Below are 23,536 nucleotides of genomic sequence, written 5' to 3' on the forward strand. Positions count from 1 at the left end.
TATGGGTACTATCGGCATGAGTGCCACAGGCTATCCAACCACATTCACCGGAGTTTGTGAACTCAGTGCTGACTCTGACTGGGAGTTAGAATCAGACGGACTTGATCCTATCAAATATGAGATCAAATCGAGCAATCTCCATTCTACTTTTGGGGCGGATAAATACTTAGAATATGGTTATTTTGATCAAAATGATAACATTCCAGCAAATCATCCACTGGTAATTAGTGTTGGTACAGGAGGTTCAACAGCGGGAGGATGTAATTTACCTGATACTGAACTTGCTATAACTATTCGTGGAGTGACAAGACCAGCAGTCACCGCACTCACCCATTATACAGATACCATCACTTTTATCGCTCGTGTCATTTGAATATGAAGCATAAAATGGCTTTGATTGATGACCCAAACGAATGTATCCAAAGTGATAGTGTCGCAACGGAAAATAACTGATTACACTTAAACCCATGACAGACACACTGTCGTTGCAAATGGAAAGTACAGCTTGAAGTTGCGAAGTTTTTATACTTATTGATAGTCGTGTCATGCAATACACATTCATGGATGAATGTTCTCTCTCCTAAAAAATGAACCTGAGTTTTTTTGTTGATCATCCGTTTGAAGCCCCACTTGTTGGGGCTTTTTTTTGATTATTTGCTATATTATCAATAGAGTGGAAATGATGAAGTTGGAGTTCGGTTATGAAAATTAAAAATCACCTGATAAAATTTATTGGTGCCTTGCTGATGATTGTGAATGCACAAGTAATGGCAGACGCGATTTGTGGGCGTTCTATGTGTGGTTGCTGGGGCGATGTTAACTTGTCTTATAATCTGACTTTGCGTGATAAAAACCGTCAGCCAGTCAAAAATATCCAAGCTTTTTGTGATAATGAACACAGCCCTATGGGAAAAAGCAATGCCACAGGTGTAGTGCAATTTTCTGTAGCAACGAAAAGCAGCCCCGGCTGTGGTTTTGAGCGTTGTGGTAGTATAAAGTTGGTTGATCCAGCTAAAAAGTTTGTCGATAAGCTTATTGTAAGGCCAAAATTAGATCACGCATTAATTAAGAAAGATGTTGTTCTCGATGGTGCAGGTTTACCAGTTGGCACAATTTATTCAGATCCTAAATATACCCATCCTTCATTCAGGCCAGATGATTTGTCATTTGTGTTGCCAGACCTGCCATTTGGTCGCGTTGAATCGGTGCCATTTTATGCAATCATACTTAAATCACTACCCAAGTGTAGTTTGCAGGATTCCGAAAGAAAAAAAGCGCAGGCGTACTTCCCAAAAAATAAAGTGTTTTACGATAAAGAAGGCTGTACTGGAAATTATCTGGATGATTTGATTTTTTACACCAATGTGAATAGTGATGATTATGATTTTCTTGCTGTTTATGCGGGGGCGAATTTAACGCAGGCGAAACAACTTGCAGAAAAAGTAAAGCGGTTGGATCAGTTTGCTGGCTATAATATTCGCAAAATGCAGGTTGTATATACATCGCCTTAATGCTGTTAATAAGTGAATTTTTCAGGCTTTTTCCATAAAAATGAATTTTATCTTTTTGATCATTAATTTATAGTCGCCACTTGTGGGGAGTGATTAAAAATCTAATTTTCGCAATAAGAAAAAATCACACTATTCATTTGGATACATTCAAAGTGATAGTAGATGAACCAAAAGAATAAAACTAATATTCAACTTGAGAAAAGAAACAAACACTACCCATATAATCAAGTGATTTCGGATCTCTAAAACCAAGCATATAAACTTTACTATATGTTCAACCCCACTACTGCCCGCATCGTAAAATGTCATAGGCAGTTATTTGTTTTGTTATTCCAGAAAAGGAGCTTCAATATGGCTAATACCATACGTGTAACAGGATGTGACAATCAATTGATTTTGATCGCTTATCAATGGGGCGCAAGTTATGAGGTTGGTACAATCCAAAGTGGTGACAAAGCTGTCGATGTTACCATTAATATCAGCAATAACCCTTACCAAGGTCAGATCAAACTGAATGGGCTATGGACACCACTATCGGGTTCGTATGAAGTCGGGTTGCCCGCAGGTCAATACCATCTTGCGATTATTGGTCTTGACTGGGGTGGCCCCCAACATTTCAACGTAGAAGTCAATGGTACTCGCCTAGCTTATCCCTACCGCAACGCCGGAGAGGGGACAGTTTGGACACCTGCACCTATCCTGCTAACCGTTCAATAATTCAACTTTAAAATCTCCCGTATTAATAGCATTTTTTGAATTACCATGAATTATAGAGCAATAAAACACTTGGAGTATATCATGGAAGCTGATGATAAATTAGTAGATGCAGCACCTGAATCTGAACCACAAAAACCAACCATTGATGAATTAACGGAAGCACCTCCTACTGAATCAATGCCTGAAAATCAATTGCAACAAGCTATTAACCGAGTTTTGGGTGAGGGACTGGATAAAGTAGTCAAACAAGCGTTTCAGATAGCAATTCAAAAGGCACTTGAACCTATCGTTACTCAAGCAATAGAAAAAGCTTTAGGATCTGTCACGGTTGAAGTGCCAGTATTGGCAGCAGTTACCCCTCGCCGCTTTAGTAGTATTTGCCCTGATAATGCTAATCGTCGTGGTGGTGATGGTAGCCCCTGTAATAGACCGATGACAACCTAATTAAACAATAGCCTTTAACTGAGCGCGATAAGGCAATGGGGAGAGATATTTATTTCTCCCCTCATTAAATAAAATTTTCAGAAGATCCACAGAAACATATACCTTGAATTTCTTGGTGAAATTTTGAAAAATCAAACAAACCTCAATATTCAACTGACTGGTTGTCAGATTCTCCACAGCGTCAACAAACGCCCCCCAAGACACCTGCGGAACGCAGAGTTGCTTGAACATAATCGGCACATTCATCGGTACATCATTGGCTAACAGATTCATGGGTTCTACTTCTTTCACCCAGCCGAGCCACCCTTGCCCATTTGGGGTTAGTGACACTTCAGCTAACCAAGTATACGTAATAGGTTCCGCCAACCCTGTTAGCGTCGCATTCACTTCTTGAAGCAAAATAGTCTCAAATTTACCCTTAGCGACTAACAGGGTTAACGGGTCTAGTGTCATGAGTAGACTACTATTAGCAAACGTTTCTGGATTTTCCGGTGGATAGATACTTGGTCGAAAATCCACAAATCGGTTCGCGATACAGCTCACGTAGTCTTCGCCATAGTTGATGATCAGTTGTTGCCACTGACTAATGCCTAGGGCAGTACAGACCTTTTTTAGGTTGCTTAAGCTGCCTTCGCCACGTTCCAAGTATTGCAAGGCTCTAATACTGACGTGTGCTTGCTCTGCCAACCATTCTTGAGTTCCTATGGAGGGGCTACCTATCTCTCCACGCCCGGGGAAGTTGGCACGTAGCTTTTGACGTGCGGCTATCAATGCTGATCCATCAATTTTCATCAATCATCCTCCATGACTAACCTGCAAGTATTTTTTGCATGGTAACTGGCGTGGTAACACAATGCTAGTTCTACGAAAATAATTTTCAAGTTGAGAAAGTATTCACCATTTCCAAGATAAGGAGGTTTTTATGAATAAGAAACATCAAATGTTATTAATGGCTGCATTATTTGTAGGCAGCATTAGCCAAGCCCATGCCGTAGTAAGGTCTTGTGATAGTAGTAATCATCGCGTGGTGGGAACGATTGCACTTTCTGATGGCAGTCAACAACGTGAGGTTAGTGCCAGTTTTAATGGCGTAGCGGCAGTTAAAGCAGATGGAGAACATTTACGACCGCCCATAGCAAGACGACGTGCTTGCACCGCTGCAAGTGATCGTGCAACGAGCATTATGGCTAGTCGGGGAAATGCTGAACTGGCGAAAGCGTTGTGTCGAGCAAATGTACCGGGCAAGGTTATTCTGCGGGTAAGACCCGATTATGTTGCTGCTGATGCTTGGCATGGTTCCGAGAATAATAACTATCACCGTACCGTTTCCCAAGGTTGGGTAGATTGTCAGCGCGAACTGAAGGAATTTCGCGATCCGATTCGCTATGGTGCAAATAACACTCTGCTTGATTGGTGTTCTCCTTGGGCACAAAACTGTGGTCGTCCTACAGCTGATAAGTTTTGCAAAGATAAGGGGTATACCACTGTATTGAACCACGGTGCTATGCGTCACATTCGGTCTGGAGAAATGACTCGCTTATTTGGCACTGGACAAGTTTGTGATGATGGTGGTTGTGGAACATTCACCAGCATAACTTGTACACGTTAATAATGTAATACTCTGTACACGACAAAAAACGCTGTTTGCTTGTAACTCATTGATTTACGGTTCTTCAAGGTTTGCACTCATGCCAATAAATCAATCACTTACAGCACCACAGAAAAAATTGTCGTGTACAGAACTCATAGAGTATAAATATTTTTTACTATCCAAATGAATGTATTCAAAGAGGTAGTGTCGCAGCGGAGAATCACTGACTATACTTAAACCCATAATAGAAAAGTTGTAATTGTTAATAGACAGCACCGTTTTTAAGATAAGGAGGGCTTCTATGAATAAAAGCTAGACAAAATTTTTTTGATTTCTGATGTGCCATTATTTAATGGTTGTTTATGCTTAGGGATACTCCCCTAAAATATTTAAAACTTAATTAAGGATTTATTTAGATGAAAAAATTATTACTTATGTTTATGGCTGTAACTGTGCTGGCTGTTTCGTCATTCAATGCATCGGCAAACACATTACGCTGGGTCGCAGCAAGTCCTGCTACATCGTGCTCTGAAATATGCTCAAGTGCAGTATCTTCAGGAAGAGATAGGCAGGGTTATCAGTTCTATGTTTGCAGAGGTTTTATTAATGGAGAATGGCGACCTGGATTTAATATATCCACTTCACAAGATTCCGCTAACAAGTGTTTATTTGAGTTGGGTGGTGGAAGGGGAGAATCTAGTCGCTATCAATGTCTCTGTCATTAATAGTTTCACGACTGCGAGCAATAGCAGCCTTGATTGATATTTAATCGCTTATTGAAAGATGTATTATCATTAATGGATGGAAAACATAATTTTTAGGATTAGGAGAATTTTCATGAATAAAAAATTAGGCAAAATTTCTTTGATTGCTGCTGCGCTGCTATTGAATAGTTATGCTTATGCCGATTATCCGCTTACTTGTCGCGGGGGTGGTAGTTTGAGCATACATAATGTGGGCGGTAATCAAGTCCAAATCAGATTTTCACCAGGAGCTGGAGCAGTAACGAATGGATTGCAACCCGGACAGTGTACTTGGTCTGATCGTGCGCTTAGAGACAGTGAGCCAAGGAGAATTTGTGATTCAAGCAGCAGTGCTTCGTCATACGTGGCACAACTGCTTAATTCCAATGCCTACACCATCTTCCAGATTGGTCAAGGAAGACCGGGTTGCTTTAGTGTAACTAGGGTTGGTCCGTAATTGTAAAAGTCGGTGATGAGCAAAATCTCAATTCTGGTATGAATGTCTATACCTAGTTCGATCTTGTTGATGAGCAGGAGAATGACTATATAGTGCATGATAGTTGATTGGGAAAAGCAGGTTGCCCCATCACTTTTGCTATTTTTAGAATTTATCCTTTATTGACGGAGAGTGTCATGAAAACATGGAAAGCTTTTGTAGTTCTTATTGTATTAGGGATAGTTAGCCAGAATTTTGCTATGGCTCGTGATCGGGCAAATCCATTTGGAGCAGTCTGTGATAATCGTACACCACGGCATTGTACATATCCAAGTGACAGGTATTCACCGCCACCACTTCCTCCGCGCGAGTCTCGGCTTCCTCCGCCTCCGCCAAGGCTTATCCCCCCACCGCGCAACACGCAGCCAAGGCCGGGTTATACGCCACCCCGCACACCTCCTCCAAGTCCAGGATGTATCCGAAGCCGTGATAATTGTTAGTGTTCAGGCTATCTATAGTGCTTTGTGGAATATCAATAGTCTTGCCTCTATCATCTTCCTTAGTAGGGCTTTCAAGGTGATAAATTGAAAGTCCTAGTGTACTCCGCATAATCGGTGGCGCAGAGGCATTTTGTGTTATCCGTTCCTTATGGAAAACCGACAAGCTTCAGAGACGGAATTCGTTTGAGTCCCTCAGAGCGGTTTTTGGATAGACTGAGTAGTTACCAAATATTTAAAGGATTTTACCGATGAACATTATCAAGTTGAAGCTGGTTTTGCTAGTCACTTTGTTAACCCCAATACATGTTTTCGCCGATGCCAGCAAAGCCGACTGGTTCGGAACTTATGCGATGAACCATGATGGTTGGCGAGGGACATTAACAATAACAGATACTCCGGCAGACTGCGCCCGTCCCTTATGGTGCGACATGACAGTCCGTTATCGTGGATCAGATGGGCAGAACCTCAGCGGTCATATCTCAAGCATTGATGATAACGGCCAACACATGATTTTTTTCATTCATTTCCCAGGAAATCAACAGCGTTTTGATGCATATATATTCAGTTGGGATAAAAGTAAGATGGCAGGTGTCACCTATTGGGGAGGACGAAAATTTGGTTTTTTTGCCACAAAAAACTAAGAATTTAGATTTGGCTTGCTTTTAATCTGTTAAACCAAGTCTGGATTTGTATTAAATTGTTTTTCTACCTTTAGTTTAGTCTGAGGATTTTTATCATGAAACTTGAAAGAAGTAAGTTGTCACTATTGTTGGTAATGACAACCATAGGTTTTTCTTTTCCTTTTGGCATCGCAGTAGCTCAAGATTTTAATTTTAATAATAACATACCTAGACTACCAACTACTCCACTGAGGCCAACTAATTCTCTGTCGCAGTGTTTGGCTGATTTGAAAGCAGATGGATTTAGTTTTCAGATTTTGGAAAGAAAATCAAAGTTTCAAGCTAAAGTAAGAATCACAGGCACTGTGCTAAACTACAGCGATCTTAATTACACTGTTCCGAGTGCAGCATCCCCTACAACAATCACTCTTTACCGTGAAGGGCCACGAGTGGCTTTGAAGTCTGTGGCTGTTCGTCGTGTTAAAGGCAGTTACGCTCTAAGTTACGATCAAGAGTGGAATACCCGTTCACCAGCCGAAGGTGAGTTTCCCTGGATATTTTCATTGGGTATTGGTGATGAGAATAAAGGCTGCAATCTTAATAATAATCGTGTTGAATGGAACTCTGAACCTATTAATGCATATTTGCGACGTACAGCAGGAAATTATTAATTATATTTAAAAAGGCGCATATTATGAAAGTCAATCAATTTGTTAAATATCCTGTTCTTACACTGATCGCAGCTTTTGCTCTAAACCCGACACTGGTTAGTGCTGATGACTACTGGTGGGTTAAATGCAAGAGCATGGATTATGGTGTAGATTTTAATATAAAGATGCAACGTGCTTTTCTTGTTATTAAGGTTGAACCAAGTGGTGGTACAATTCCTGCGGCTAGTACGACAAAAATAATCAAGCAAGTCATCAGTGCGGATGAAAAATATGCTATTTTTGACTTTGGCAGTGAAACGAAAATTGGTGTCAATATCAGCGATCCAAATCGAACTATTATTTATCGCCATTTGCTAGGTAACAGTTACCCACTCTGTAATGCAACAGCCAGTATTAAATAGCTGCGATAGGGAATTATCATGAAAGAAGTTAAACTTTATATCGTAATTGCCACGCTGTTAATACCTGTTAGTGGTTACTCAGCACCACCAGGCACCTACTCCTATGAGAATAATAAATTTTCATATATCAACTCCAATATTAATATTGGAACCGGTGATAACTGTCCAAGTCAAAATATAAGCTCGTATCGAGCACCAGAAAACCCGCAAATGCTTATTCTGAATTTCAGAAACTCAACTACAAATACTATTCGGTGTTCTTTTAATTTTTCGATTGATGTCTCAACAAAAGATCAGCTTGATGAAATTATTTTTGATACTGAATTACGTGTCTCAGGTGATGCTACTTTATCAAGAAGTAGCCATGTTTACGGTAGTTCAGGCATTTCACGTTCAGCAAAAAATAATTTTGTGAATGAAAATAGCACTTACACAGACTTCACAGCGACTGATGTTCTTTCTTTTTCTAAGAACCCGCAACCTTGCGGTAAAGATGAGACTATCAAAGTCGGCATAACTGCCCAAGCCACTTACCTTAAGACGGCGCTTAAAAAGCAAACTATTAGAATAGTTACAAAACCTTGTTCTGTATTTGAAAATTTCCGAAGATAGGAATCAATCATGGAACTCCCTGAATGGCTAAGATATATTTTTGAAGTATCATTCACTCGTGACTTATCGGAAGGATATACTTGCCTTAATGCTCTTGATCTTGAGGAAACAGATGATGAAATTGCTTTTTTGATTAGTCAATCCTTTGAGTACTATCATTCTTATGAGCTTTCATATACGGATGATCAGATTGCGTATGGCATAGAGAAAATGCTGACTGGTAGCTATGCGCACAGTATTATTCACAGCAATAACCTTGAAAGTAAGCTAAGCCTTGTTCGTTCTTTCAAGAAGGTTTATCAGTACGGTTTTAACAAGCGGTGTCAACAAAAATTTCATTGTGATTGCAGTAATAAAATTAATTGTATTTGCGACATGCTCTGGGATATCAGCCCTTTACCTTATTGCTCTAGTAACCAAGTTTCTTTATGTGAACAACATAAAGTGTTTACTGCTTTGGCAGAAGTAATGGAGTTTGCTTTATATTTACCAAATCCTGCCTGTGTGAAAAGTGGTTTGCATGGTTTGGGTCATTTACATCATAGATTCCCAAAAGCTGGTTTAATTGTAGATAGATTTTTGAGTAAATCTCACGACTTACCCTCGGTAATCATTGACTATGCAAGAGAAGCCAGAACAGGTTGTGTATTGTAACTGTTTTGGTTGCAAGTGAATACATTCACTTGGCTATACTCATCTTGGTCGTATCAAGCACTGATTATTTTATATATTAATGGATGAATGTTATCGCCCCTAAAAAATAAACCTGAGTTTATGTTAATCATCCATTTTATAGCTCCGCTCGCTGGGGCTTTTTTTAATGATTTTCTATATTATTAACAGAGTGATAGCGGCTGGATCAGTTTGCTGGCTATAATATTCGCAAGATGCAGGTTTCATATACGTTGCCCTGATGCATTACAAACCAGACATATCCAAGGGCTGTCTTAGGATATGTCTGCTGTAAGGTGCTGGTAATGCTTATCCCATCACCTGCGCATTAGCCGCTGCAATCATACTTTCCACCAATGTCGCTAACGGCGTGCCTTCCCGCGCTGCCGCCTGTGCTGCAATACGCCAGCTTTCAGGCAGTGATTGGGTGCTGTCCCACTCGCCGGTAGCCGCAGCTTCATGACGGGTAACGGCGCGTGATCCGGCTGGCGGAGTCCACAAAAAGTCGGGGTGGTCACGGGTATACCATTCCCCGCCAATCACTTTTCCAGCGGCATCCAGTTCCAGATCGTAGTAGTAATCCTGCTTACTCAGTTGAAGCTGGCGACGGATCACTTCGATGTCATCGCTTTCTGTTGCCCATTCGGGGACATAGCTTTCCGGTTCGTTTTCAAACGGTTCCACCACGTAAGTGACGCGCATGATCACGCCCACCACGCTCGCTGCTTGTGGCGCACGGTAGCTTGTGAAAATGTCATCGCTGAAATCCGCCATCGCGACACTAGCAGCGGCGAGGTCGTCAGTTTGCACCAAGGTTTGCGGGTTGAAATAGGTGTATTGGTAAGCGTACAGCGGTTGATTCCACACTTCGTTGTTGAAGCTGGCATCCATCACCATTGCGCGTTGGGAAACACCTAATTGGTTCACCAATGCCAAGTGCCAAGTTGCGGGGTTGGTGTCGGTGCACTCAGCGGCGATAATGCGCCCGCCGCTCAGGGTTGATTCGCCGGTTTCCTCATTCCATTGGTATTCGCCCAAGGTCACTTCTACCCAGCCCAGTGGTTCCGCATCAGGGAATTCAACCGGGTCGAGTGGTGGGGCTTCCGCCGCAATGAACGGGTTAAACAAGCGTGCAACCCGCCCGGTGGCAGGGTCGGTTTCATACGGTGGCTCGATATTGCAACGCCCGCCGACGAAACGTACCCGTGGTGCGGCATTTGCCCACAGCAGGCTTGCCAAAGCTTTCATATCCGCAGGATGAAAGGTAATCGGTGTGCCATTAGGTGCGGCTAAAGTCAGCGCGTGTTGCGGGCGCGGCAACATGAAAGCCGCTGGAGCCCAGCCGTGGCAAATGCCAAACCACCCAGGCACTTCGCCGTACTGGTCAAACGCCGCTTGCCCTTTTGCCCACACGCGCTTGGTTAAGGTTTGTTCTGCATCGCCCACCAGTGCATCGTATTTTTCCGCTGGTGCAAGTTCGGCAATCCAGTTTTCAAGACCGCCTTGCAGAATCACTTTTGCCGGATGGTTACGGATATAAGCAAAATGTTTGCTCCACTCTTGATCAGTATTCCTATCGAGGTAACGACAGCCGAGTAATCCCGCTGCCATCGCGGTAGTGATGTAATGCCCCGCCCACGGTTGTTCGGGCAAAGTGGCTTCGCGCAACCCTGCCGCTTCAATCGCGTCGAGGGTTTCATGGGTGAAAGTGTCGGCAATATTACGCGGGTCATCGTTACGGGCGAGGGCAGAGCGGGTAAGCTCTGTTTCGCCGATGATTTGCTGGCGGGTATAGTCGTGCGCTTGCAGTAATTGCGCTTCCGATAATTCTGATAGTGGCGGATAAGGTGTTGTATTTTCAATCATTATAAGCACTCCTTGTGCGATTACTTCAGTGCGGGAAAAACCGTTTTCCCAGCTTTGAGTGTAGGTCATAACCGATATACGTAGCCCTTGTAACGTGAGAAAATGCCATTAAATTTTTGTCATTATCCTTGGTAGGTGAAAAGCTTATGTTGTGGCGCGTTATCCTGATTATCTTGCTGATTATTGCTACCGCATTGGCAGGTATTTGGGCGTATCGGCATTTTATTTTACCGTCGCCGACACCGCCGGTTGTGACCATTCCTTCGCCGTTTCAACCGCCGACTACCCCGGATTTACCACCGATACTCAAACCCGTGCCGCCCGCGCATGTGGCGAAATTACTCAACTCCATTACCAAACAGGTGGAAGTGACCCGCTCGTATGACCCGTCTTACGTGAACCTGAAATACCCCGGCGGCGATGTCGCGGATACGACCGGCGTGTGTGCGGATGTGGTGGTGCGGGCGTTTCGCGCGCAGGGTGTGGATTTGCAGCAAGCCCTGCACGAAGACATGCGTAAAGCCTTCGAGGATTACCCGAAAAAGTGGAAGTTGAGCCGCCCTGACACCAATATTGACCATCGGCGGGTGTATAACCTGATGCGGTTTTTTGAGCGTAACGGCAAGGCGCAACCCATTACTCAAAACCCGGCGGATTACTTGCCGGGTGATGTGGTCGCGTGGGATTTAGGCAAGGGTCAAGCACACATTGGCATCGTGACCCATTACAAAACTGAAGATGGTGTGCCGCTGATGGGGCATAACATTGCTTACGGCACTAATATTGAAAACGCGCTGTTTTATTGGCCTATTATCGGTCATTACCGCTATTTCAATGCACAGGGAGACGTGAGCGCAACACCTCGCGGTCGTACCACCATTGACCTTCCACGATAGCGTCAATCACTTGCCCCAAGCGCGGTAAAAATACTGCCGGGTTGAGCAAATCCAAACGGTTTAACCACATTGTCATGGCTTCTTGAGTACTCACATTGCTGTGACGTTCCGCCACTTTGGAGAGCATCGCGCTGGTGAGGAACATCACGCTGTCGCGCTTTTCGCCTTCCAAACGCAAATCAGCAATGTAATGTGCCACCGTAGCCGCCACCGCCGCGCCGTCGGATTGCGGCGGGGTTGCGTCGATTAAATGGTTGAGCATAATCAGGGTGAGTTGCGGGTCAATCGGGTACGTGACCGCCAGCCACAAACCGTTCCCTAACGCCGGAACCGACGCAGGCAAATCGCAGCGGAACAGCACATCACAGCAACGCACCGCGTCTTCCCACATTTCGTGATCGCGGAAAATCTCAAACGACTCGCGGGTCATACCCCATGCCGCTTCACGCATTCCCGGCTCTTCCAGCTCCAACATAATGTCAGCAATTTCGTATTGCACTGTGGCGCGTTCGAGAGGGTTATGCGCCGGGGTCAATTGCATCAATGCCGCCTGACGTTGCGCCAGCTCGTTTTTTAACAATTGGCGGGAATCTTGGCCTTCGGTGAATTCAACAGGGGTGGTATCGCTCATGGGTGCTGCCTGACAGTGAAATAATGTCCGCAAGCATAACAAGCACGGCGGGCGGATCAAATATCCCTAAACAATGGGGCAGGGTTGTTTAAAAGGTTTCGCATTGCGAACGCATCAAGTTCACGAAATCGGGTAAGGTTTGCCCCGCTAACTCCTCAAAGCTGCGTTCTAACGTGTCCAGTCCACTGATACGATCAAGGCGGAAGGTGCGGAAATCGTTACGCAACTCGCACCACGCGGTCAGCGTCCACACATTGCCCCAGAAAAACAGCCCCAGCGGTTTGACTTCGCGCTGGCTGGATTCGTGGTCAGCCCGTTGGTAATCCAGCCGTAGGTAACGGTGTTGCGCAATCGCATGGCGGCAAGTATCAAGGGTGGTTTCAAGGTCTTCGCGCACCCCGAAACGCACGGCGAACAGGCGGCTATCTTCCAGATGACGGTGCAATTCGGCGGGAATTACTGCGTGAATTTTGTCGAGGACGGACTGCGCACTGCTGCCCAATTCATTACCACCCCACGCCTTCAACATTCGCGCCCCGACTACTAAGGCTTCAATTTCGGCGGCAGTAAACATCAGCGGCGGAATGTCGAGCGAATAACGTAGGTGATAACCCACCCCCGCTTCGCCTTCCACTGGCACACCCGACAGGCTTAAGTCCTGAATGTCGCGGTAAATGGTGCGTTCGGAAACCTCCAAACGTTCGGCAAGTTCACGCGCCGTCACCAACCGCTTGTTACGCAGGATTTGCACAAGCTGGAACAAACGGTCGGCACGGCGCATGGGATGTCCTTAAATCATGGAATGCAGACCAATCATATTGCCTTCGGTATCCAATACCAAAGCAATAAAACCGTGTTCGCCGATGCCCATTTTTTCCTTGAAAATGCTGCCACCGTTGGCGGCGGCGCGAGCGGCATCCACCGCGCAATCTTCGCAACTGAAATACACGATGGTGCTGTTGCCACCGGATGGGCAACCGCCCATTTTGACCAATGAGCCTGCCGAGCCGGTCACATTGTAATCCATCGGGAATGCCCACATTTCCAGATCAGGCCATGCTTCTGGGTCAGACATCGGCAGATTTTCCAGCTTGGTGGCAAGCATGGCTTCGTAGAAGGCAACTGCGCGTGGCATATCTTGCACGTAAATTTCAAACCAGCCGACTGGGTTCGGTTTCATGATATTTCTCCTTTGGTGGGTCATTGTTGATTGGTTTTTGCAGTGTAACTGCCTGCTCCTGACAGCATTGTGTCAGGAGGGTTTCATTCACTTTCCACGATCCTGCTTACAACTGTGAAATCCAGCTAACGAGGATAGGGGTTAGTGCGTTCATTTTTTCACGAGCGTCTTCAGGTGAAGTAAGCGTTATCGTACAACGGTCTTTTGCCATCCATTTGACGATACCTAACGGGTCTGGAATCTCGAACTGTTTGGGATCAGTGTGCTTTTTCACACCCGCATAAAGAACCAATTGGAGCATAGGGGCTGGCTGAACACGCAGAGTGGCAAAATCCTCTGTCAGGTAGAAACTTGGTGCATTCCACTTCACTTGCTCTTTAATTCGGTCATCAATTGATAGAATGAACTCACGGGGTTCCTGAATAACCGCCTTATGAGGGTGCTCCAGTTTTTCCATAAAATGATCAATAGTTATTTTAGGCATGGGTAAATTCTTATAAATCGACCAGCGTGGTGAAGCCGCCGTAATTCATGCGGGCGCAATCGAACGGCAAATCTTTCATATCGCCGCACTGCATACGCGGGTCTTGGTGGACTTTGGCGTTCACTTCATCGCGGTGTTCGCGGGAGTTGAAAATGATAAAGGCCAAAATGACGGTTTCACCTTCTTGTGCCCCGGAGATTTTGGGGAAAGAGCCGTTGGCAAATTCGGAATTCAGGTCTTCGCCCACGCATTCCTTGTAAGCAAGTGCGCCGTGTTCAATCCAGACTTCGCCTGCTTGCTGCGCCATCACGCGGTAGTCTTCTAGACGATTTTCAGGAACGGGTAATACAAATCCGTCTACGTAACTCATGGTTTTTCTCCTTGGTGGTTGTCATTCAGGTGTTTTTGTTAAGTAATACAGTCAAGTATGAAGTATAGCAAAAGATTACTGACACCCTTATGTCAGGAGCGTTTCAATGCTTATCCGTAGTCTTGCGCAAGGGCTGTTGCCACCCTGCCGATGAGTTCGTAAGGGATCGGCTGGTTGAGCGGGAATTTCAAATTGCCCTTGTCATTGCGGAAAGGCAGCAGTTCCTTGAGCAAGGCTTCATCGTGTTTGATGGGCGGATAGATGCCGATATGTTTCTGGAAAGCCGCAAAGTAGATGAAGGTGCGTTTGCGCTTGAATGCGGGCATCTGGTAGCTGATGGTTTCCTGCGCATCAGGCACGTTGCGTTGGATCAGTTCCCGGATGTTGGCAAGGATGGTGCGGGCTTCAGGCGTGACCGACAGCAGGTAAGCGTCAATGCTGGTCAGTTTGGTTTGGTCGGTCATGCGTATCTCCTGTGTTGGCTGCGCCGGGAAACTGCGACTTGCTGACGAACAGATTTTCCAGCCGGTAAGGTTCTTTCAGTGCAGCCAGCGCAGGTGGCAATTCCAGTTGCAGGCGCACCAGTTGCGACATTGCCTTGCAAGTGTCAGGCCGGTCGCGGCGGATGCCCAGCGTCGAGAACGCTTCCCCGCCCTTGCCGTTGGCGAGGATGGTGAAATCTTCCGGCTGGGTGCAGCCATTGCTCTGCACTTCGATGGTGACATAAGTGTTATCGAATTGCGCACTGTACAACGGTTCCAGCGGGGTGGCGTTTTCAGCGTTGGTGTTAATGCTGACCAAGGTGGTCAGGATGATGCCGATGGTTAACAGGGGTTTCATGGTGATGCTCCATATGCGTGTCTGAATAAGGCTAAGCATACGGATTTACTTCGGTTCAGGCGAGTCGGGCGTTAGGGCATTGCTTCAAAATAAATACCCCCGCTTTGGGGCGGGGGTTAGAGGAGTCGAAACATGGTCAGGCATCTTGTTATTATTGATGATTACGCCTGCTCTCTGCTTCTTGGGGCTTGCTGATAAATTCTTTTGCTGTTGCACTGTTCTGACTGAGAATGTTATTGCAACCCCCGTGCCAACGTTAGTTGTTTATTCAAGTTATTGAAAATTAATTGGTTTGTTTTTACGTCGATAGCGTGCGTCAGCTAGTGGCAGTGACGCGGCTGTCAGGAAATGACAACTGTGGCGGTATTGGCTGACGCAACCGTAATATCAGTTATGATGCCGTTTTTGAATCAGCTCCTTGTGTGAGATTTCATGATATTGATCTCCTTGTTACTCATTGCCGTTTCTGTGTTGATGCATGTCTCTTGGAATTTGATGGCGCGTCATGTCAACACCCAGTGCCATTTTTTGTGGTGGGGGCTGTTAACACACCTAGTGTTACTGGGGCCGATAGGGGTCTACGGGTTGCTGGTGGATGCGCATTGGTCGTGGGCATTGGTGGGGGCGATGGTGACGACTATGTTGGCTAACAGTTTATATTTCATTGGGTTGCGTCATGCTTATGCGAAAGCCCCCGCCGCGTATGTTTATCCACTGGCTCGCAGCTCACCGTTATTGATTATTCTTTGGGCATGGTTGTGGTTTGATGAAATCCCCGGCACACAAGCGTTGTTGGGTATTCTGATCAGTGTGGTCGGGTTATGGTTACTCGCTTCCGGCGGTAAACAGGGAAACGCCCGCCATGCGTTACCGTGGATCGTATTGGCGGCATTTTGTACCAGTATTTATTCGTTAAGCGATAAAGTGGCAATAGGCTATTTACCAAGTTTGCCTGCTGTATTGGGGTATGTTTCGTTGGGCTACGGCGCATCTTTCGTACTGCTCAGCGCACTGAATTACTGGCAACAGGGGAGGGTCGTACCTGTGTGTCGTCCCCAATGGCGTTTCGTATTGCCGGGTGGGTTATTTATCGGTACGGCCTATGTGTTAGTGATTTATGTTATGCAATACCTGCCTGCGGCCTATGTCGTGGCTTTTACCAACAGCGGTATCGTAATCGCCAGCCTATTTGCGATTATTGTTATGCAAGAGCGGGAACATTGGCGGCAACGCTTGTTGGGGGCTATCGTTATCAGCTTCGGGTTGGTGGTGTTGGGAATGGGGTTGTAGGGTCATATCACTACCGCCGAAATCCATGTTGAACACTTCCCGTAGTGATGTGGGAACCCGTTAAGTTTCGGCAAACGTTAGCGTGTAAACCGCAAAAATCCGGTACGGCCCCGGTTCGGAATTCTTGAAAAATCCACGTTCTATGGCTTCTTTTGCCTCAATAAACGTATTGAACAGGCAATGTTGGTTGACCGAAATATCAGCGGCTAATGCGTTGCATGAAAGTGGTGAGCATTCCGGCTCGACGTGTCCCGAAAACGTAGTGACATCAAAGCCTTCGAGGTGTTTGTGTGCTGGGATTTGCACCTCGGTCACGCATGATGGTTCGGGTGCGAACGTTGCCCATGTGTCGGTTTCTTCGATGTATTCGTACTCATAGGCTTCGTAATAAAACAGGGTTGTGTCGCTTAGGTCGATATTTTCAGCCGCTGCGAGAGCTTCGATAATGGCGGGCGAATCGAATAGCCAGTAACCGTTGTGTTCCCAATAGTTGATGTAATCGGCAAAGCCGTGGGAAATGCAGTTGCTGAGTGAGTAGACATCAACGGCGTTGGCGGCTTGCAGCCAATCCGGTTTGATGACAACTTTTTTGTACATATAGCCGACGGGAATCATGGTGGTGTCCTGATGGTTTGTGTCGTGAGTATAGCGCACTCATTTCCACTGGTTTGCTGCCAACCCAGCGATGAAACGGGTAAATGGCACAATGTTTTGCCCAACGCTAGCCTGTTCCAGCGCATCCATGTACTCGTCGCGTTTTGCCAATGGGACGACTGTCCACGGGTAGCCGCCTGCTGCCATCATGAGATTCATCAGGAAACGCCCGCAACGTCCGTTGCCATCCATATACGGGTGGATGTAGACAAAGAAAAAGTGTGACAGCACCACATTCACGGCGGGTTCGGGTTCATTTTCCATGAGTTCAAACAAGGCGGGCAGGAGTTCGCGTACCGCTTCGTGGTTGGGTGGGACGTGCTGGGAATGGCGGATGTAAACGGGGTGATTGCGGTAGCCTGCCAAATTGACAGCACTCAGGATACCGGCGGTAACGCTGGGGGCAAACAGTTCCCGATACCACGTATCGAGATCGTGGCTGGCAACCGTACCTGCGTTTTCGCCTTGTAATACTTTGGCAACGCTGTGTTTGACCGCTTGAAAGGCTTGCCAGTAACCACGCGCCGCCATCGCATCCAGATGTTCGCGGTCGGCGGGGTTGGTTTGCGGATTCCATTGCCCGCTGCGTACCTGCTCAATTAGTTGGGTGTTGACTCGATAGCCTTCGATGGAGAGGGAGTTGTAAGCATCGGTCAGATACACCTCTTCGACGTGTTGCAGGTAGCTTGTCGCATCCGTGACTGGATTGGGGGTAACGTTGAAATGCTCGATGACAGGCTGGCGGTATTGCTGCCACATCATGCGCAGGCGGTTGACATAGGGGGAATGGCTGCGGCTTTGCAAAGGTAACGTCGGCCTATCCGCAAATGGGTCTTGCTCGCTAACGCTGTAACCGGCACTGCGGAGGGTGGCAAGTAGATTATCGGCGATGGCATCCCGCCCGATATTGCGGAACGCGCCAGCCAAACGCCCCGCCACGACACTATTGCCGCCTTCTAGCAAATGCCGTAACAGGTTGGACGCATCGGGTAACATCGCCAACGCTGCCCGCATTTCAATCGGATTGGCACTGAATTGACGCGGTAAGCATTGGATAATTGCCACTTCCAGCCGCATAACGCGAATACCGTCAAGGGTTTGGATGTATGCAGGGGCGGGAATCTCCAAGCGCAAATCCAGCAATGATGTGCCATGCAAGAGTGCAACCGGTTTGTTGCCTGCCTTGGGGGAACGTACCAGCAATTGCCGGGGAATTGTCCAGTTGCCGACGTGCAGGCTGATGGATTGTTCTGCGCCCAAACACCATTCAGTGCCGAAGCGGGTATTTAGATAATCGTGGCAGAAACCCCAGAAGGATGCGTACCAAGAAGTGCTTTCACCTTGGCGTTCATCCGGGCGGGTGGGGATGAACCAGCCCTTCATGACTTCGCGCAGGAAACCTTGTTGCAGCAGGCGTTCGCGGTGGGTGCGGGTTAGCTCGCTGCTTTGGATGCCAACGCGCTGTTGGTCTTGCAAGGCTTTCAAGACACTCAGGGATTGTGCCAGTTTGTCGGCTGGGGACATGGGGGTACTCGCGGGCTGTGACAGACAATCTTTAGGTTATCATGCTATACCATTATTAGGTTATTGTGTTGTACGATCTTTAGGTTATTGTGCTTTTTTTTAAAAAAAGACGCACGGAACAATAGTTTAGTTGCAGAAAAACGTGACAGAGCCTTGGGGATTTCTTACAAACGAGCTAAAAATGCAGTCCAACGCTTTACGAAGGAATAAATGGTTCTGCTAGTTTCTAGTCATCCATGATTTGTCCGATTATCAAAATCTATAAATGTCAATATTTAATTTTCCTGCATGGTATTTTTTATGACAATCATTGCATAGAGTTACAAAATTGATGATGTTATCACTGCCATCTTCTGAGTAGGGAATTAGGTGATGTCCTCTAGCTTCCTTTTTTTCACTACTCCAGCAAAAAATGCAAATATTTGCTTGTATTTCTTTAATTTCTCGCTGATTTTTTGCATGAGAATATGGGCGTTTCTTAATCATTATTTTGATTTTCAAGCAATGCTTTAATCTTGCTCGGTAACTCTTTAGCGTTGCCTTCAACAAGAGTTGCTTTTGCTTTATCTGAAGTTAATCTTTTCTTTAGCTTCACCAACTCTGAGTGCATTATATTCTGCTCTTCTTGAGTCATTCCATCTATTCGTAGGATAATGACTCTGTCTCTGGATTCTTCATTGGTTGAAACTGCATTTGGACATACTCTACGATTGTGACCTTCTTGGTTACAGTTACTACAACGCATGTAACCACCTTAAAATGTAGAAATTTTCATATCGCCTTTGCTTACTTCTATTTCATTATCACCTTCGCTGATTTTCCATATAGAAGCGATTTCAGGAATGCCTTCATTATTTTCATTAAGTAAAAAAATATCTATATGCCCATTTTTTCTTTTTACAGATACAGCTACGCTATTCATATAATTAAAGACGTTTAATACAGAGTCACCTTTTCTCAAAATCTTAATGTCTATATTCATTATCATTCTCTCTATTAGAGCGTATGGAGTGTAATCCGCACTTTGCGGAAATTCTGGTGTACTAACGAGTACAGTTCCCGTAGCAGCATGTTTTTATGTACTTCTATACCAAGATTCGCTTCCGATCAATAGAATAGAAATCACAAAGTAGCCCAAGTATTGATTGTACTTCTGATGACATTCCCAGTGGGGTTATATACTTTCTATTAAAGGCACTGCCTTCTAACTCGATAGCTATTGGGAGTAAACGTTGCATCATTTTTGTACTCCCAAGGTAGTCAGCAATATCTGTAGATGGAATACTCATGAACTGAGATAACACTTCATTTTCAATGGCATTAATATCATAATCCTCTTTGTTCATAAATGATGTCATAAGTGCTGAAGACATAGCAATAATTTCTTCTGATTTCTTCTTTCCCATTTCGCCAAATCGAACCCCTTCTGAAATTAGTTTAGAGCGGTCTTTTTGGTCTTTATAGCTAAAATCTTTTATTGAGTAATCCAACGTGATTAAGAAATATGCGATATAGACATATAAAGCACGATAACATACTTCATTTGAATGCCCCGAACAGATTTCTTCCATAAAATTCTTTATTTTATTAAGTAGGCTATTTAATCCATCAAAATTGAATCTATTTAATAAGTTTGACTTGGCTTCTTCGTAATCCTTTTTCCAGCTCTTAGAGTTATAATTTTCCATGAGTGAAATAAATTCTTCTTCATTTAGTCGTTCTATAGAATAGCGATTTGTAGAGTCTAGCTTGTTCATAAAGTTACCATCTAATACTAAAACTTCATTTTTAGCTCCAAACTCCCCCACATGACTTCTTTTATCAGTAGTGGCAACTATACACTTTTCTAAACCAAGGACTTCTTTTAATCCTCTCGTCCAAAAAACTCTTTCCAGTGCTTGGGGACGCTGTTTCATTTTTATATCAACATTGGTTCTTTCTCGTGAAATAGGAGAAGATCTTGAATATAAAAATAAATCTACGTCTGTAACATCGAATCCCTTGTATTCAGCTTTTACTGATCTAACAACAAAATAACCAAGGCTAAGAAAGTAAAGTCTTAACTTTTCCTCTGCATTTTCTCCTTTTTTTAACTCGGCATTAGACATTATATTCCCCCTGTTCTTAGCTGATTCAATATTTCACCAACGTTGCGCTTCATTGGTGTGGTTTGATTTTTACGAATTAACTGCCTGGTTTGTTCTGGGGCTTGATAAGTAGTAACAGAAACACTTGGCAATGATTCAAGTGAATTTTGACTAGCATCACCTTCGTTTATTACTTGTAGAGCTAACTGTCCAACGTCTCGTTTTAATAACTTCATTCTACACCGATTGCCAACTACTTTCTCAACTTTAACAACTCCTTTCATTTCCAAAATCTGATAGTCTTGACCTATTGCTGTTGCTGGCCCGACCCACTCACCACGATTTAATTTAGAAAGCAAGGCTGTAATCATTTGAATTCGACCTCGATTATAAGCACTTGAAGTCATGCCATAAGTCAAAGAGGTAACAAACGCCTTCGCAAGATCGAACGCATCTTCTACTGTTGAATTAGAGTATTTATTAAACGCAGATGGTCGTGTAACAAACTCATGGCGTCCGCTTTCATTACCAATAGCGTTCACATCGAATAATGCTATCGACTGAGCCTTTACATATAAATCATTACCTAGTATCCTCTTTACTATTGCCGCACTTAAGCATCCTTCCTTAGCCAGCATATCGTTTACTTCTTTTAGCTTTAAATTATCATTTTGGTTCATTGCACTAATAATGGCGTAAGCTTTTTTAGTATCAGTGCCTCGAAACAAGTTACCGTTAAACAGTAGTTTGTTTTTATTATAAGCTTCTTCGCTATCTATAAATCCTATGCACTCGGCATTGTGAAATAAATTATTAATGTCAGATGAATCTATTTTAAATAAATCGGATATAATTTCTTTTGCATTCTTTTCATCCATCGGTAGCTGAGAGCAATTTTCTGCTAGTTGAATTACAGCAATTTCTTTACTTTCAGGTGATGACTCTTCAAATATTCTTGATGTATGCTCTAAAACGCTGCCAGCGTGCAATCCTAAAACCTCAATTGCATTTTTACCTATTGAAATTATTCTTTGTCTTTCGAGTTCGCCTAAAAATGCAGGAAGTTCCGTTCTTGCATTAATATTGGCCGCTCGTGCTAAAGCATTTACGCGATTATTATCCAATACACTCTGATTATCCGAAGACAAACTTGACAACAAAACACCACACTTTCCGGCAAAATTAATTTGTTCAAATTCATTGTCAGCATTTGTTACAGATTTTAACTTTTCAGCATGGTGGACAATCCATGCACCTTGTGTCTTCTTATCCATTTCATAATCCATTTCTTGTACTCATGAAATCACCATGCTCAAACGGAAGCCATCCATAACATGGCTATGCGGAAACCGCTAATCAGAATACACAACCACTTGTGCTGAGTGATGACTTATTGTCATTACGGAAAATTTTCCTATTTGGCTATAGATTACTCAAGATTATACAGTCAATTATCACTATCATGCAGTGTTTTTTCGCTGAAAATCCCCCCATGAACCTCAACCTCTTCAACACCCCGCCCGAACAGTGGACTGAACCCTTAAGCCCCGGTGCGCAGGTATTGCGCCAATACGCCACCGCCCACACCGACAGCTTGCTGGCAGGCATCCACGCCATTGCTGCCCAAGCCCCGTTCCGGCAGATGCAAACGCCCGGCGGCTATACGATGTCGGTGGCGATGACCAACTGCGGCACGGCGGGCTGGATCACCGACCGCAAAGGCTACCGCTACAGCACCACTGACCCGCTGAGTGGGCAAGCCTGGCCTGCAATACCAGCGGATTTCCGCAGCTTGGCGCAAGCCGCAGCACTGGCGGCAGGTTTCCCCGCGTTCCAGCCGGATGCTTGCCTGATCAACCGTTATCAAGTGGGTGCGAAAATGGCACTGCATCAAGATCGCGACGAACCCGATCTGACCGCGCCGATTGTGTCGGTGTCGTTGGGTTTGCCCGCGACGTTTTTGTGGGGCGGTTTGCAGCGCAGTGACAAGGTGCTGAAAGTGCCATTGCTGCACGGCGATGTGGTGGTGTGGGGCAGGGAAGCGCGGCTGGTGTTCCACGGCATTGCACCACTCAAAGCGGGACAACACCCGTTGCTGGGTGAGGCGCGTCTCAACCTGACGTTTCGGCAAGCGTTGTAATGCCATTGCCATTAATACAAAACCCCACCGCACCACCCGCGATCATTAGCGGAGTGGATACGGCGGGGCTACACGGTATTTTCCCTAAAAGGCAAATAAGTTAACGTCAGGTTGTAACAGCACATCCGCAATTAATGCAGGGTCAGCCTGAGTCACGCCCTCTACTACATCGGTCAGTGCCGCCCCTTTATTGGGTAAATACAACGGGCAAACCTGCACGACTACCCCTTCTTTCATCAGGTTTTTTAACAGCATTTGTGGGGATTTCTTTTGGGGTTCTAAAATAACTTCTTGCGTATTTTTAAGAGCAAGATCCCCTCCAGCACTGCACAGCAATACCTGCACAGTTTTGCCTTTTTTAAGGGTCTGGGTTGATAATACCATTGCCATCATTTGTGTTTGCGGGTCAGGTGTCGTCACAACAACAAACAAACCTTTTACTTCATCCGCCGCTTTTACGCTAAAAGACGCTAACAACATCATTGTAACTAGCGCGGAAGATAATATTGATTTCAGTTTCATAAACTTTCTCCTTCAAATCTTAAAACAGAACAGGGAAAGTCAATTGATTTCCTTTGCGTAACTCGCCTTCTCCTTAAGGCTTACCATCATGCTAACTGATGGGTTTGCAGGGGCTGATGATAAATATCAGAGAA

33 protein-coding genes are annotated in these 23,536 nt (G+C 45.0%); 15 read left to right on the top strand and 18 right to left on the bottom strand.

Features of this window, described 5'->3' with window-relative positions; translation table 11 throughout:
• The first annotated feature begins 1 nt into the window (after position 1).
• From J9260_RS00900 to J9260_RS00915, 4 genes are all read left to right on the top strand, one after another.
• The gene (locus J9260_RS00900; protein ID WP_210219189.1) at positions 2-373 is read left to right on the top strand and encodes a hypothetical protein; all 372 of its coding nucleotides are present in this window, start codon (positions 2-4) and stop codon (positions 371-373) included.
• 328 nt (positions 374-701) lie between these two features.
• A complete protein-coding gene (locus tag J9260_RS00905; RefSeq protein WP_210219190.1) occupies positions 702-1,511 on the top strand; it encodes a hypothetical protein in 810 nt (269 codons plus the stop codon).
• A 351-nt stretch (positions 1,512-1,862) separates the two neighbouring features.
• The gene (locus J9260_RS00910; RefSeq protein ID WP_210219191.1) at positions 1,863-2,228 is read left to right on the top strand and encodes a hypothetical protein; all 366 of its coding nucleotides are present in this window, start codon (positions 1,863-1,865) and stop codon (positions 2,226-2,228) included.
• Between the two features lie 81 nt (positions 2,229-2,309).
• The gene (locus J9260_RS00915) at positions 2,310-2,672 is read left to right on the top strand and encodes a hypothetical protein (RefSeq protein ID WP_210219192.1); all 363 of its coding nucleotides are present in this window, start codon (positions 2,310-2,312) and stop codon (positions 2,670-2,672) included.
• On the opposite strand, the gene J9260_RS00920 is transcribed toward J9260_RS00915, so the two are convergent.
• Entirely contained in the window at positions 2,673-3,464 is a 792-nt protein-coding gene (locus J9260_RS00920) for a helix-turn-helix domain-containing protein (RefSeq protein ID WP_210219193.1), read from the bottom strand.
• 130 nt (positions 3,465-3,594) lie between these two features.
• On the opposite strand from J9260_RS00920, the gene J9260_RS00925 reads away from it, so the two are divergent.
• From J9260_RS00925 to J9260_RS00935, 3 genes are all read left to right on the top strand, one after another.
• On the top strand, positions 3,595-4,281 hold the full coding sequence (locus J9260_RS00925) for a hypothetical protein (protein WP_210219194.1): 687 nt from the start codon (positions 3,595-3,597) through the stop codon (positions 4,279-4,281).
• A 398-nt stretch (positions 4,282-4,679) separates the two neighbouring features.
• Positions 4,680-4,988 (top strand): DUF3421 domain-containing protein, encoded by a 309-nt coding sequence (locus J9260_RS00930; protein ID WP_210219195.1) that lies wholly within the window; start codon positions 4,680-4,682, stop codon positions 4,986-4,988.
• Positions 4,989-5,100: 112 nt separating this feature from the next.
• Positions 5,101-5,463 carry a hypothetical protein gene (locus J9260_RS00935; RefSeq protein ID WP_210219196.1) on the top strand — a complete coding sequence of 121 codons (363 nt, stop codon included), beginning with the start codon at positions 5,101-5,103 and terminating at the stop codon, positions 5,461-5,463.
• A gap of 237 nt (positions 5,464-5,700) precedes the next feature.
• Here the strand turns inward: J9260_RS00935 and J9260_RS00940 are convergent, their stop codons facing one another.
• Entirely contained in the window at positions 5,701-5,838 is a 138-nt protein-coding gene (locus tag J9260_RS00940) for a hypothetical protein (RefSeq protein ID WP_210219197.1), read from the bottom strand.
• A 352-nt stretch (positions 5,839-6,190) separates the two neighbouring features.
• On the opposite strand from J9260_RS00940, the gene J9260_RS00945 reads away from it, so the two are divergent.
• The 5 genes from J9260_RS00945 (at position 6,191) to J9260_RS00965 (ending at position 8,900) form a co-directional block, all read left to right on the top strand.
• On the top strand, positions 6,191-6,583 hold the full coding sequence (locus tag J9260_RS00945) for a hypothetical protein (protein ID WP_210219198.1): 393 nt from the start codon (positions 6,191-6,193) through the stop codon (positions 6,581-6,583).
• Positions 6,584-6,678: 95 nt separating this feature from the next.
• The gene (locus J9260_RS00950; RefSeq protein WP_210219199.1) at positions 6,679-7,233 is read left to right on the top strand and encodes a hypothetical protein; all 555 of its coding nucleotides are present in this window, start codon (positions 6,679-6,681) and stop codon (positions 7,231-7,233) included.
• Between the two features lie 23 nt (positions 7,234-7,256).
• Positions 7,257-7,634: a hypothetical protein gene (locus tag J9260_RS00955; protein WP_210219200.1), complete on the top strand. Its 378-nt coding sequence runs from the start codon at positions 7,257-7,259 to the stop codon at positions 7,632-7,634.
• A gap of 18 nt (positions 7,635-7,652) precedes the next feature.
• A complete protein-coding gene (locus tag J9260_RS00960; RefSeq protein ID WP_210219201.1) occupies positions 7,653-8,246 on the top strand; it encodes a hypothetical protein in 594 nt (197 codons plus the stop codon).
• Between the two features lie 9 nt (positions 8,247-8,255).
• Positions 8,256-8,900, top strand: a complete 645-nt coding sequence (locus tag J9260_RS00965; protein ID WP_210219202.1) for a hypothetical protein — start codon at positions 8,256-8,258, stop codon at positions 8,898-8,900.
• 327 nt (positions 8,901-9,227) lie between these two features.
• On the opposite strand, the gene J9260_RS00970 is transcribed toward J9260_RS00965, so the two are convergent.
• Positions 9,228-10,784 (bottom strand): hypothetical protein, encoded by a 1,557-nt coding sequence (locus J9260_RS00970; RefSeq protein WP_210219203.1) that lies wholly within the window; start codon positions 10,782-10,784, stop codon positions 9,228-9,230.
• A 146-nt stretch (positions 10,785-10,930) separates the two neighbouring features.
• Between J9260_RS00970 and J9260_RS00975 the strand changes: the two genes are divergently transcribed.
• Entirely contained in the window at positions 10,931-11,680 is a 750-nt protein-coding gene (locus J9260_RS00975; RefSeq protein ID WP_210219204.1) for a DUF1287 domain-containing protein, read from the top strand.
• Here J9260_RS00975 and J9260_RS00980 read toward each other — a convergent pair.
• The 7 genes from J9260_RS00980 to J9260_RS01010 form a co-directional block, all read right to left on the bottom strand.
• On the bottom strand, positions 11,616-12,311 hold the full coding sequence (locus J9260_RS00980; RefSeq protein ID WP_210219205.1) for a hypothetical protein: 696 nt from the start codon (positions 12,309-12,311) through the stop codon (positions 11,616-11,618). The genes J9260_RS00975 and J9260_RS00980 overlap by 65 nt on opposite strands.
• Positions 12,312-12,399: 88 nt before the next feature.
• Positions 12,400-13,092 (bottom strand): helix-turn-helix transcriptional regulator, encoded by a 693-nt coding sequence (locus tag J9260_RS00985; RefSeq protein ID WP_210219206.1) that lies wholly within the window; start codon positions 13,090-13,092, stop codon positions 12,400-12,402.
• 9 nt (positions 13,093-13,101) lie between these two features.
• A complete protein-coding gene (locus tag J9260_RS00990; protein ID WP_210219207.1) occupies positions 13,102-13,491 on the bottom strand; it encodes a VOC family protein in 390 nt (129 codons plus the stop codon).
• A 106-nt stretch (positions 13,492-13,597) separates the two neighbouring features.
• Positions 13,598-13,975, bottom strand: coding sequence for a DUF5655 domain-containing protein (locus J9260_RS00995; protein WP_210219208.1), 378 nt, complete (start codon positions 13,973-13,975; stop codon positions 13,598-13,600).
• 10 nt (positions 13,976-13,985) lie between these two features.
• Complete coding sequence (locus tag J9260_RS01000) at positions 13,986-14,345, bottom strand: DUF1428 domain-containing protein (protein ID WP_210219209.1); 360 nt, start codon at positions 14,343-14,345, stop codon at positions 13,986-13,988.
• Positions 14,346-14,455: 110 nt separating this feature from the next.
• On the bottom strand, positions 14,456-14,809 hold the full coding sequence (locus J9260_RS01005; protein ID WP_210219210.1) for an iron chaperone: 354 nt from the start codon (positions 14,807-14,809) through the stop codon (positions 14,456-14,458).
• Complete coding sequence (locus J9260_RS01010; protein WP_210219211.1) at positions 14,778-15,185, bottom strand: hypothetical protein; 408 nt, start codon at positions 15,183-15,185, stop codon at positions 14,778-14,780. Before J9260_RS01010 ends, J9260_RS01005 begins: the two co-directional genes overlap by 32 nt.
• A gap of 432 nt (positions 15,186-15,617) precedes the next feature.
• Here J9260_RS01010 and J9260_RS01015 point away from each other — a divergent pair, with 432 nt between their 5' ends.
• Positions 15,618-16,475, top strand: coding sequence for an EamA family transporter (locus J9260_RS01015; RefSeq protein WP_210219212.1), 858 nt, complete (start codon positions 15,618-15,620; stop codon positions 16,473-16,475).
• Positions 16,476-16,535: 60 nt separating this feature from the next.
• On the opposite strand, the gene J9260_RS01020 is transcribed toward J9260_RS01015, so the two are convergent.
• From J9260_RS01020 to J9260_RS01050, 7 genes are all read right to left on the bottom strand, one after another.
• The gene (locus tag J9260_RS01020) at positions 16,536-17,090 is read right to left on the bottom strand and encodes a hypothetical protein (protein WP_210219213.1); all 555 of its coding nucleotides are present in this window, start codon (positions 17,088-17,090) and stop codon (positions 16,536-16,538) included.
• Between the two features lie 39 nt (positions 17,091-17,129).
• Positions 17,130-18,653 (bottom strand): Fic family protein, encoded by a 1,524-nt coding sequence (locus J9260_RS01025; protein ID WP_210219214.1) that lies wholly within the window; start codon positions 18,651-18,653, stop codon positions 17,130-17,132.
• A 252-nt stretch (positions 18,654-18,905) separates the two neighbouring features.
• Complete coding sequence (locus J9260_RS01030; protein ID WP_210219215.1) at positions 18,906-19,139, bottom strand: HNH endonuclease signature motif containing protein; 234 nt, start codon at positions 19,137-19,139, stop codon at positions 18,906-18,908.
• On the bottom strand, positions 19,132-19,287 hold the full coding sequence (locus J9260_RS01035) for a hypothetical protein (RefSeq protein WP_210219216.1): 156 nt from the start codon (positions 19,285-19,287) through the stop codon (positions 19,132-19,134). Before J9260_RS01035 ends, J9260_RS01030 begins: the two co-directional genes overlap by 8 nt.
• 120 nt (positions 19,288-19,407) lie before the next feature.
• Positions 19,408-19,635 (bottom strand): hypothetical protein, encoded by a 228-nt coding sequence (locus tag J9260_RS01040; protein ID WP_210219217.1) that lies wholly within the window; start codon positions 19,633-19,635, stop codon positions 19,408-19,410.
• Between the two features lie 103 nt (positions 19,636-19,738).
• Positions 19,739-20,761, bottom strand: a complete 1,023-nt coding sequence (locus J9260_RS01045; protein WP_210219218.1) for a hypothetical protein — start codon at positions 20,759-20,761, stop codon at positions 19,739-19,741.
• The gene (locus tag J9260_RS01050; RefSeq protein ID WP_210219219.1) at positions 20,761-22,026 is read right to left on the bottom strand and encodes a hypothetical protein; all 1,266 of its coding nucleotides are present in this window, start codon (positions 22,024-22,026) and stop codon (positions 20,761-20,763) included. Before J9260_RS01050 ends, J9260_RS01045 begins: the two co-directional genes overlap by 1 nt.
• A gap of 206 nt (positions 22,027-22,232) precedes the next feature.
• Here J9260_RS01050 and alkB point away from each other — a divergent pair, with 206 nt between their 5' ends.
• On the top strand, positions 22,233-22,880 hold the full coding sequence (gene alkB, locus J9260_RS01055; RefSeq protein WP_210219220.1) for a DNA oxidative demethylase AlkB: 648 nt from the start codon (positions 22,233-22,235) through the stop codon (positions 22,878-22,880).
• Positions 22,881-22,964: 84 nt separating this feature from the next.
• Here alkB and J9260_RS01060 read toward each other — a convergent pair whose 3' ends face one another.
• On the bottom strand, positions 22,965-23,402 hold the full coding sequence (locus J9260_RS01060) for a DsrE family protein (RefSeq protein ID WP_210219221.1): 438 nt from the start codon (positions 23,400-23,402) through the stop codon (positions 22,965-22,967).
• Between the last annotated feature and the right edge of the window lie 134 nt (positions 23,403-23,536).

The organism is Thiothrix unzii (genome assembly GCF_017901175.1).
Taxonomy (GTDB): domain Bacteria; phylum Pseudomonadota; class Gammaproteobacteria; order Thiotrichales; family Thiotrichaceae; genus Thiothrix; species Thiothrix unzii.

Coding starts and splice junctions, on each gene's coding strand:
- J9260_RS00900 (WP_210219189.1), top strand. CDS start 2: ATGGGTACTATCGGCATGAGTGCCACAGGCTATCCAACCACATTCACC.
- J9260_RS00905 (WP_210219190.1), top strand. CDS start 702: ATGAAAATTAAAAATCACCTGATAAAATTTATTGGTGCCTTGCTGATG.
- J9260_RS00910 (WP_210219191.1), top strand. CDS start 1,863: ATGGCTAATACCATACGTGTAACAGGATGTGACAATCAATTGATTTTG.
- J9260_RS00915 (WP_210219192.1), top strand. CDS start 2,310: ATGGAAGCTGATGATAAATTAGTAGATGCAGCACCTGAATCTGAACCA.
- J9260_RS00920 (WP_210219193.1), bottom strand. CDS start 3,464: ATGAAAATTGATGGATCAGCATTGATAGCCGCACGTCAAAAGCTACGT.
- J9260_RS00925 (WP_210219194.1), top strand. CDS start 3,595: ATGAATAAGAAACATCAAATGTTATTAATGGCTGCATTATTTGTAGGC.
- J9260_RS00930 (WP_210219195.1), top strand. CDS start 4,680: ATGAAAAAATTATTACTTATGTTTATGGCTGTAACTGTGCTGGCTGTT.
- J9260_RS00935 (WP_210219196.1), top strand. CDS start 5,101: ATGAATAAAAAATTAGGCAAAATTTCTTTGATTGCTGCTGCGCTGCTA.
- J9260_RS00945 (WP_210219198.1), top strand. CDS start 6,191: ATGAACATTATCAAGTTGAAGCTGGTTTTGCTAGTCACTTTGTTAACC.
- J9260_RS00950 (WP_210219199.1), top strand. CDS start 6,679: ATGAAACTTGAAAGAAGTAAGTTGTCACTATTGTTGGTAATGACAACC.
- J9260_RS00955 (WP_210219200.1), top strand. CDS start 7,257: ATGAAAGTCAATCAATTTGTTAAATATCCTGTTCTTACACTGATCGCA.
- J9260_RS00960 (WP_210219201.1), top strand. CDS start 7,653: ATGAAAGAAGTTAAACTTTATATCGTAATTGCCACGCTGTTAATACCT.
- J9260_RS00965 (WP_210219202.1), top strand. CDS start 8,256: ATGGAACTCCCTGAATGGCTAAGATATATTTTTGAAGTATCATTCACT.
- J9260_RS00970 (WP_210219203.1), bottom strand. CDS start 10,784: ATGATTGAAAATACAACACCTTATCCGCCACTATCAGAATTATCGGAA.
- J9260_RS00975 (WP_210219204.1), top strand. CDS start 10,931: ATGTTGTGGCGCGTTATCCTGATTATCTTGCTGATTATTGCTACCGCA.
- J9260_RS00980 (WP_210219205.1), bottom strand. CDS start 12,311: ATGAGCGATACCACCCCTGTTGAATTCACCGAAGGCCAAGATTCCCGC.
- J9260_RS00985 (WP_210219206.1), bottom strand. CDS start 13,092: ATGCGCCGTGCCGACCGTTTGTTCCAGCTTGTGCAAATCCTGCGTAAC.
- J9260_RS00990 (WP_210219207.1), bottom strand. CDS start 13,491: ATGAAACCGAACCCAGTCGGCTGGTTTGAAATTTACGTGCAAGATATG.
- J9260_RS00995 (WP_210219208.1), bottom strand. CDS start 13,975: ATGCCTAAAATAACTATTGATCATTTTATGGAAAAACTGGAGCACCCT.
- J9260_RS01000 (WP_210219209.1), bottom strand. CDS start 14,345: ATGAGTTACGTAGACGGATTTGTATTACCCGTTCCTGAAAATCGTCTA.
- J9260_RS01005 (WP_210219210.1), bottom strand. CDS start 14,809: ATGACCGACCAAACCAAACTGACCAGCATTGACGCTTACCTGCTGTCG.
- J9260_RS01010 (WP_210219211.1), bottom strand. CDS start 15,185: ATGAAACCCCTGTTAACCATCGGCATCATCCTGACCACCTTGGTCAGC.
- J9260_RS01015 (WP_210219212.1), top strand. CDS start 15,618: ATGATATTGATCTCCTTGTTACTCATTGCCGTTTCTGTGTTGATGCAT.
- J9260_RS01020 (WP_210219213.1), bottom strand. CDS start 17,090: ATGATTCCCGTCGGCTATATGTACAAAAAAGTTGTCATCAAACCGGAT.
- J9260_RS01025 (WP_210219214.1), bottom strand. CDS start 18,653: ATGTCCCCAGCCGACAAACTGGCACAATCCCTGAGTGTCTTGAAAGCC.
- J9260_RS01030 (WP_210219215.1), bottom strand. CDS start 19,139: ATGATTAAGAAACGCCCATATTCTCATGCAAAAAATCAGCGAGAAATT.
- J9260_RS01035 (WP_210219216.1), bottom strand. CDS start 19,287: ATGACTCAAGAAGAGCAGAATATAATGCACTCAGAGTTGGTGAAGCTA.
- J9260_RS01040 (WP_210219217.1), bottom strand. CDS start 19,635: ATGAATATAGACATTAAGATTTTGAGAAAAGGTGACTCTGTATTAAAC.
- J9260_RS01045 (WP_210219218.1), bottom strand. CDS start 20,761: ATGTCTAATGCCGAGTTAAAAAAAGGAGAAAATGCAGAGGAAAAGTTA.
- J9260_RS01050 (WP_210219219.1), bottom strand. CDS start 22,026: ATGGATTATGAAATGGATAAGAAGACACAAGGTGCATGGATTGTCCAC.
- alkB (WP_210219220.1), top strand. CDS start 22,233: ATGAACCTCAACCTCTTCAACACCCCGCCCGAACAGTGGACTGAACCC.
- J9260_RS01060 (WP_210219221.1), bottom strand. CDS start 23,402: ATGAAACTGAAATCAATATTATCTTCCGCGCTAGTTACAATGATGTTG.